Consider the following 6,373-nt stretch of genomic DNA (forward strand, 5'->3'; position numbering starts at 1 on the left):
TTGCGAGCGATGCGTACCTCTGCCCTGGGAGCCTGCGTGGCCCTAGCCCTGTCGCTGGCGTCGGGAACGGCGGCGGCGCAGGAACCTGCGGGCTACGCATCGCCTTTTGCCGATACGTTGCCGACCCGTGTCTTTCCGCTGTTCGCCATGATGCGGACAGCGGATGGCTGGGAAAAGGCATTGCGCAACGATAGCGTCCTTCAAACGCTGACGACCGAGCGCGCGGCACGGATACCCCAAGGCACATGCACGCCGTTGCCGCAATGTCTGGCCGATGCGTGGGTCTGGACCGACGCGGACATTGCTTTGGTCCAGACGCGGTTGCGACTGCTGACGAGCGATCCGAAGCTGGCGCAAGCGCTGGTGGCGCGGCAGATGCGGCCTTCCGTTCGCTTTGCGCGATATTCCGCTTTGTCCGACGCCGACCTTGTGGCGACAGCCTGGGCAGAAACGGCGGCTGCAACGAACCGGGTTATCGCTGTCTATGCCAAGGGGGTCGCACCTCGCTATCCCGTCATAGACTCGATCATCTTCAACACGGCCCTGCCACAGATGGCCGACATTTTAAGCGCACATGGCGTCGCCACCGCCGCACAGGTAAAAACCGACGACCTGTTTTTCGACCCGTCGCTGCGATATGCGGCAGGTCTACTGCAAATGAACGAGCGTATCGACGCTGGAAATTTCCGGCCTTTGCTGGACGGAGAAAATGCCCAAGCCGTTCGCGCGGTTCGCAGGATGAACTGGCGTGCCAAGCCCTATACCGCGCTGCTGGTATTTGGGCATGGACCGGAGGACACGCAATCGCACACCGGCGTGATGGGACATATCCGCTTGTCGATCGCGGCGGACATGTTCGCACGGGGCGTTGCGCCTTTCATCGTCGTGTCGGGCGGGAATGTGCATCCCAACCGCACACCATTCAACGAAGCGGTGGAGATGAAGCGACTGCTCATTACGCAATATGGCGTGCCCGCCGACCGCATCCTTATCGAACCGCATGCGCGGCACACCACCACCAACCTGCGCAATTGCGCACGCCTTTTGCTGGCGACAAAGTTTCCGACCGACCGACCCGCTCTGGTCGTGTCGGATCATCGCACGATTCAGTATATTGGTAGCGATGTGCTGGCTCAGCGCAATCTTGTGGAAATGGGTGTGCAGCCCGGTCGTCTGGCACCGGGGCCGGATCAGTTCACACTGTCATTTACACCTGACCCAATCGCTTTCCACGTCGAAGCAACCGATCCGCTCGATCCATGAACCGGATGGTGATTGCCCTGCTGGCCGCGTTGGTATTCGGCAACGTTGCACAAGCCGCCCCGGCGCGCGAACCAGCGCGGATGGTCGATCCGTTCGTGGGGACTCTCGCCGATTTCGGACAACTCAGCCCGGCGGCGGTGGCGCCTTATGGCATGGTGCAGCTTGGTCCGGATACCACGCCCGCCAATCACGCGGGCTATGACTATGCGGCCACGCAACTGACCGGATTTTCGCACACGCGCGGCGTCGGTGTCGGCTGTGGCGGGGCGGGCGGCGACGTGAAGGTAACGCTGGCCTACGGCGATCCAGCGCCTTCCGCGCCCATCGACAAAAGGCACGAACGCGCTCATGCGGGCTATTACAGCGTCCGCTACGGCCCCGGCATCGTAGCCGACATGACCGCCACGCGCGGTGCAGGCAGCGTGCGTTTCACCTTGCCGAAGTCCGGGCAGGTTGCCGTGGTCGTCGCTTTCGATCGCGGCTATTCCAAACGCATAGCAGCCCGCTGGCAGGCACAACCGGACGGCGATCTCCGCGCGAGTTTTTCGGCAGGCACCGTGTGCGATGTCGGCACCTATCACCTCCATTCCGCGACCCGCCTGACGCATAATGGCAAAGCCCTGGCAGCCGTCTGGCAGGGCGACGCAGCAAAGGATGCGCGCGTGATGCTCAACGTGCGCGGCGGCGACATAGTCGAGTTGCGTACGGGTCTTTCGTCAGTCGATCCATCTGCCGCAGCAGCCGTGCGGGACAGCGAATTGGGCAATCGCCCCTTCCAGGCCATCGCCGCCCAGACGGTGGCCGATTGGAACAGGCAATTGTCGCGCATCACTATTGGCGGGCCGCCGAAGCAGCAGGCGCTATTCTATACATCGCTATTTCGCGTAATGCAGTCGCCGGTCGCCATCGCCGATCCCGACGGTCGTTTTCGCGGCAGCGACGGCGTCGTCAAACAGCTTTCTCGCGGCGATCAGCATTATACCAGCTGGGCATTGTGGGACAATTATCGCACGCAGATGCCGCTCCTTGCGCTGATCGATCCGGAGCGCGCCGGACAGATCGCACGCTCCCTCGTTCGGCTTTATCAAAGCGGCAAGAAACGCTGGGCCACGCAGACTGAGCCGTTTCTGACCGTTCGTACCGAACATGCGGGGATTGCCCTGCTGGACTTCCGGCGGAAGGGCATCGTCGATTTCGACGCGAAGGCCGCGCTGGCGGGGATGGTGGCCGAAAGCGCAACGCTCGCCCGCAAGACGCCTGACGAACAGATAGAGGCAGCCTATGACGACTGGGCCATTGCTGAACTCGCATCGGACCTGGGCGAGACCGCCATCGGGCAGGATTTCCGGACGAAGGCGCTCAGCTATCGTTCGATGTGGCGTGCAACCTTCCGCGACCTTGGCGATGACGCCGACATCGTGAAGGCGCGAGGGCTCTATCAAGGGACTTTGGCGCAATATCGTTGGGCTCCCGTGTTCGACTTGCCGTGGTTGGCACAGACATTGGGACCGAAATTCCAGCCCGAGCTGGAGCGCTTTTTCGCTGACAATCTGTTCAACATGACGAACCAGCCGGACATTCATGTGCCCTATCTCTTTGCGTGGGCAGGCGATAAGGCCGGGACCGAACGGATCGTGCGCCGCTACATCACCCAATCCGTACCCCATCGCTATGTCAATTCGGGCGTCCGGCCTCAGCCATGGGTCGGGCATAGCTTTGCGCTTTCGCCGCAGGGCTTTGCCGACGGGATGGATGACGACGCGGGTACGATGTCAGCGTGGTACATCTGGGCGATGCTTGGCCTTTATCCCTTGACGCCGGGTGAGCCGCGTTACGTCATCACCACGCCAATGGCGCAAAACATCCGGATCAACGGCAGGGCTTTGGCCGATATGGCCTTTCAGCAATCGATCTTCCTGTCATCGCTCCGTTCTTTAGGTGGTCAATGATAATGAAGTGTGCAGCGGGGCAGATGGTTTAACGCCCAAAACAATCGGGCGGCACACCTTTAGCGCCGGAATCCATTTCGCAGAGCGCCCCGTCATATTCGGACTTTGATAAGCCCGTGGCAGCGGAAGACACGAACATTTAATCGAGCGTTCGGCCAGCAAAAACAATGTTGGTTATCTGGCGCGCGGGCAAGGTGATGGTCTTTTCCAGTTCCCATTCGGACGTGAATCGGCTGATGCCTTGAGGTTGTCGGAGGTCAGATGGGTATCATTCAATCGAAGTTGCGTCTCCGCCACACATCGCTGGGAAAAACCGGCGTAAGCTCAGTGCGCGCTCAGAGAGCGAAATGGCGGAGACGGAGGGATTCGAACCATGTCGGAAACCGTGCGTCATGCTTCTACAAATAGCCAGTATCATTGGACTTTAGCGCAAACACTGTCCGCCGAAGTTCGCCAAAGGTCGTCTAATCCCATGTTGAAAGTGGGCATTAAAGTGGGCATGATAGGGCATGACTAATGGGGAGTGTGAGCATGGCGCGGGCAATCAACATATTGACCGTAAGGGCTGCTTCCGCCCTGAAAGAGCCCGGGCGTCATTCGGATGGGGGAGGACTTTACCTTCGCATCACGACGGGTGGCGCGCGCTCTTGGGTCTTCATGTCGGCGGTGGGCGGCAAACGAGTCGAGATTGGACTGGGGCCTGCCTCTTCAGTGGGATTGGCAGCGGCACGGTCGCTTGCAGCAGAGATGCGGGAGGCAGTCGCACTGGGCAGCGATCCCCGCACCCTGCTAGCTCCAAAAGAGGTTGCGGAAGTAGTCCCCATTGCTACCTTCGGTAGCTTCGCGGAGCATTACATCGCTAGCGTCGAGGCGGGATGGAAAAATCCTATCCATCGGCAGCAATGGCGAAACTCCCTTCGTGACCATGCGGCGGTGTTGAATGATAAGCCGTTGGATCAGATTACCACCGACGACATACTTGCCTTGCTACAACCGATCTGGCTGACCAAGGCTGAGACGGCAGGACGGGTCCGAGGGCGGATTGAGCGCATATTGGACGCTGCGCGGGCTAAAGGCCTAATGCCACGCGACATGGCCAACCCTGCTCGCTTCAAGGGGCACCTCGATTTTCTGCTGCCAAAGCAGGGCGGAATGGGACGCGGGCATCATGCAGCTCTCGCCTACAAGGATGCGCCCACTTTCATGGGCGCGTTGCGCGGACGTCATGCCCTAGCTGCCCGATGCCTGGAGTTTACTATCCTGACTGCCGCGCGATCGGGTGAGGCACTGGGGGCGACCTGGGGCGAAATCGACGCTGACAATAAACTGTGGCGCGTCCCGGCAAGCCGGATGAAGGCAGGTGCCGAGCATATCGTGCCCCTCTCCGATGCAGCATTAGTAATTCTGAGTGCGCTAAATGGGGATGACGCTAAGCCGCACGATCGCATCTTTTCCATTAATGGTGCGACCCGTAGCAACATGGCCATGGCGATGCTCTTGCGCCGGATGAAAATGAACAATGTGACAACACACGGGTTCCGCTCGACGTTCCGGGACTGGGCGGGCGACTGCACCAACTATCCTCGCGAGATCATTGAGGCAGCCCTCGCCCATACCATCCAGAACAAAGCCGAAGCCGCTTATCGCCGTGGCACCGCTATCGAGCGTCGTCGCCTCCTGATGCAGGAGTGGGCTGATTATCTCGGAAATTGGGAACCGGAAGGCGTCGGAATACAGTCGACATTGCCATAACGCATTGATTTTAACCCTTAATTTGACATGTTTGCGCTGATCTGCTATGCTGAAATAACGTAATGCTGGACTGTCCAGTGCTCAGCATTTCACCAACATACAGATCATCATTTATGTCCAGGCAACCTGCCAAGGTGCTGGAACCGGATGACGTGCGCCTAGCGCTGGTACACGTCGGGATCCAGCGCCATCCTGCCCGTAATAGGGCCATGATATTGCTAAGCTTCAAAGCAGGCCTTCGAGCTTGCGAAATAGCGGGCCTCACTTGGCCCATGATACTTGCCACCGACGGCAGTATAGCGGTCCATATCAGCGTCGCAGGGTCGATCGCTAAATATGGATCGGGACGGCAAATCCCCATTAATCGCACGCTGCGCACTGCCCTGTTGGCCTTGCACAAAAGCGAAGGCTATCCAGACCGAGGTCCGGTAATTCGATCGGAACGGAGCACGGCGATGCAGCCTGGGGCTGTCGTCAACTGGTTTAGTGCAACGTATCGGGCTTTGGGAATGGTGGGCTGCTCTTCGCATTCAGGCCGACGAACGTTCATCACCCGCGCAGCTCGACTGCTACCAAAGACCGGCGGCTCGCTGCGTGACGTGCAGGAGCCAGCCGGACATCGCTCGATCGGTACCACTGAGCGTTATATTCAGGGCGACCGAGATGCCCAGCATAAGCTCATCCGACTGATTTAGCGATCAACTCCGCTCCCACGCCACACGACGCCGAGCAAATACTCCTCGATCGACAAACGCCTATCCCCGCTTTGACATCAGTCGAAGCGTCCCTTTTTACGTCCAGCAAAGGAGCCCAACATGAACGCAGAGGAAGAGACCGGCCACAAAAAAAACAAAGAAAGAACTGCAGATTTGGAGGCCCGGGTGGCGCGCATCCGTGCTCTCAACGACGAACTTCGCGCATTTCGGCGGGGCGGCTACGTTACGATCACGCCCGGCCTGCAGGCGCTTGGCAAGGAAGCTTTGAAGGCCATACTGCACGAAGTTGCCACGTTTGACGGCTTTACAGACGACAACGATCCCTATGGCGAGCATGATTTCGGCGGTCTGGAGCATGATAGTCGAACCATTTTCTGGAAGATCGACGCTTACGATAAAAGCATGGAATATGGCTCGCCTGACCCGACCAACCCCGATGCCACTACGCGGGTACTCACCATCATGCTGGCGTCGGAATATTGAGCGAGGAAGCAGCACTGGCGCTAATGGAAGCCAGAGAAGACATGGAGCCGCTTAGGCAAGGGGAACTTGATAGTCTCTGCGGCTTGTAGCGCGACAAACTGGGTGAGATGCTGGCGTCAATCAGGATGAGAATTGATTGTCGCGGCGTGGTGATGATGCCAACGGTAATTGTCGCTGGCAAGGGTCAGTCGTTGGTTTGATTGTCGCTGG

Annotated in this window: 5 protein-coding genes; all 5 read left to right on the forward strand. The window is 59.1% G+C overall.

Going from position 1 to position 6,373, the window contains the following annotated elements:
* Window positions 1-36: 36 nt before the first annotated feature.
* The 5 genes from LQ220_RS21840 (at window position 37) to LQ220_RS21860 (ending at window position 6,163) form a co-directional block, all read left to right on the forward strand.
* A complete protein-coding gene (locus LQ220_RS21840) occupies window positions 37-1,263 on the forward strand; it encodes a YdcF family protein (protein WP_230190216.1) in 1,227 nt (408 codons plus the stop codon).
* Window positions 1,260-3,212 carry a glycoside hydrolase domain-containing protein gene (locus LQ220_RS21845; protein WP_230190217.1) on the forward strand — a complete coding sequence of 651 codons (1,953 nt, stop codon included), beginning with the start codon at window positions 1,260-1,262 and terminating at the stop codon, window positions 3,210-3,212. Before LQ220_RS21840 ends, LQ220_RS21845 begins: the two co-directional genes overlap by 4 nt.
* Before the next feature lie 531 nt (window positions 3,213-3,743).
* Window positions 3,744-4,964, forward strand: a complete 1,221-nt coding sequence (locus tag LQ220_RS21850; protein ID WP_230190218.1) for an integrase arm-type DNA-binding domain-containing protein — start codon at window positions 3,744-3,746, stop codon at window positions 4,962-4,964.
* A 113-nt stretch (window positions 4,965-5,077) separates the two neighbouring features.
* Window positions 5,078-5,659: a site-specific integrase gene (locus LQ220_RS21855; RefSeq protein WP_230190222.1), complete on the forward strand. Its 582-nt coding sequence runs from the start codon at window positions 5,078-5,080 to the stop codon at window positions 5,657-5,659.
* Between the two features lie 120 nt (window positions 5,660-5,779).
* Window positions 5,780-6,163, forward strand: coding sequence for a DUF3768 domain-containing protein (locus LQ220_RS21860; RefSeq protein ID WP_230190219.1), 384 nt, complete (start codon window positions 5,780-5,782; stop codon window positions 6,161-6,163).
* Window positions 6,164-6,373 lie beyond the last annotated feature (210 nt).

This window comes from Sphingobium sp. CECT 9361, assembly GCF_918741285.1.
GTDB lineage: Bacteria > Pseudomonadota > Alphaproteobacteria > Sphingomonadales > Sphingomonadaceae > Sphingobium.